This window comes from Candidatus Hydrogenedentota bacterium (assembly GCA_013359265.1).
GTDB lineage: Bacteria > Hydrogenedentota > Hydrogenedentia > Hydrogenedentales > SLHB01 > JABWCD01.
Genome location: JABWCD010000054.1, coordinates 1 through 1,545 on the forward strand (window position 1 = coordinate 1; position 1,545 = coordinate 1,545).

Genomic DNA, 1,545 nt, shown 5'->3' on the forward strand with positions numbered 1-1,545 from the left:
CGCACGGGTTACCGTCAGTACTTCGTCGACGAGTCCGGCGTCATCCGCTTCACCGCGGACGGCAGCGCCGTCTCCGTCGCGAGCGCCCCGCTCAACTAACAATCGTACATAGCTTCGCGTAAGCGAGGATTACCGGCGGCCAGCCCTCACACAGGGTTGGCCGCCGCGATTTATTCTCCGCGTTGTGTTCCACTTGGGATCGTCTGTATAACGGCATCGAATAATGTTCGATGCAATTACAGAAGAAAGCCTCGGCGCGATTGCGGGCAGTATCGTCCTTGCGACCTTTGCCGGTGTCTACGTGTATAGCATTGTTTGGGCATATGGCGACGCGGAGCGTCGCGGCAAGTCGGGATGCTTGGTGGCACTCCTTGTATTTCTTGTCTCATGGCCGCTTGGTCTCATTCTGTGGATTGTGTTCCGGCCCGAGCCGCGTTAGCACTTATGACCCATAGCGACGGGTGTATAGCTCAAGCTTGAACGTAATGATTCCATTGTCGCATTTCTCCAGAGTCAAATCCCCACCGTGTGCGCGCGCGATTTCCCGCGCCAGGCTCAACCCAAGTCCCGCGCCATCGACGCGGCGGCTGCGCGCGTCGTCCACGCGCACGAACCGCTCGAAGATTTTCTCTTTCTTGTCCGCGGGAATCTCGCCGGTATTCGCGATCTGCAGGCGCGCCAGCCCGTTCTTCACATCGAGTTTGAACCCAATGTTTCCGCCTTCATGGTTGTATTTCACGGCATTGTCCGCGAGGTTCTGCAACACTTGGCGCAACAGATCGCGATCGCCCATCACCGTGACATCGCCCGCGATCTGCTTCGACACGCGCAGCCCTTGTGCAAGCACTTCGACATCTTCGACCAAGTCGCGCACCATCGCCGAAAGGTCAAGCGGTTCGAGGTGAATGCTGAGCTGGCCCGCATCCGCGCGCGACAGCAGCAACAGTTTCTGCGTGATCGATTTTAGCCGCTGCACTTCATCCAGCAACCGGCCAAGCACAACCTGCGTTTCCGGTGTCGCCGATTGCAGCGCCTGCTCGATTTCGCCCTGCAACACGGCCAGAGGCGTTTTCAGTTCGTGCGCCGCATCCGCGCTGAACCGTGCGGCCTGCGTGAAGCTGCGTTCGAGCCGTTCCATCATCCTGTTGAATTGCGCGCTGAGTTCCTGAAACTCGACCGACGCGACGTTGTCCGGCACGCGCTTATCGAGCCCCTGCGACGTTACTTCCGCGATCGCGTCGCGTAATTCGTTCACCGGGCGCATTGCGCGCGTGGCGAGGTACCAGCTTCCGGCAGCGATCAGCGCGAGTGCGAGCGGAAGTCCGATCAAGAACCCCACGCGCGCGCCGGCAATGCGCGCCATATACCCCGTCAGTTCGACGGCTACGGCGAACGTAACCTCCGGATCGCGATAGACGCCAACGCGCCACATCTCGCCGTCCGACGGCATTGTCCGCGCGTCGATCGGCATCACCGGCAGCACGTCCTCCGGCGGCGGGCCGGGCGGGCGTCCCGGACCTCGGCCCGGGCCTCGCCCCGGCGGCG

General features: G+C 61.6%; 2 protein-coding genes. One reads left to right on the top strand and one right to left on the bottom strand.

Features of this window, described 5'->3' with window-relative positions:
- The first annotated feature begins 235 nt into the window (after positions 1–235).
- Positions 236–439 (top strand): hypothetical protein, encoded by a 204-nt coding sequence (locus HUU46_25360; protein ID NUM56972.1) that lies wholly within the window; start codon positions 236–238, stop codon positions 437–439.
- Positions 440–442: 3 nt separating this feature from the next.
- Here HUU46_25360 and HUU46_25365 read toward each other — a convergent pair.
- Positions 443–1,545, bottom strand: a 1,103-nt coding sequence (locus HUU46_25365; GenBank protein NUM56973.1) for a HAMP domain-containing protein, incomplete at its 5' end; no start/stop codon positions are given.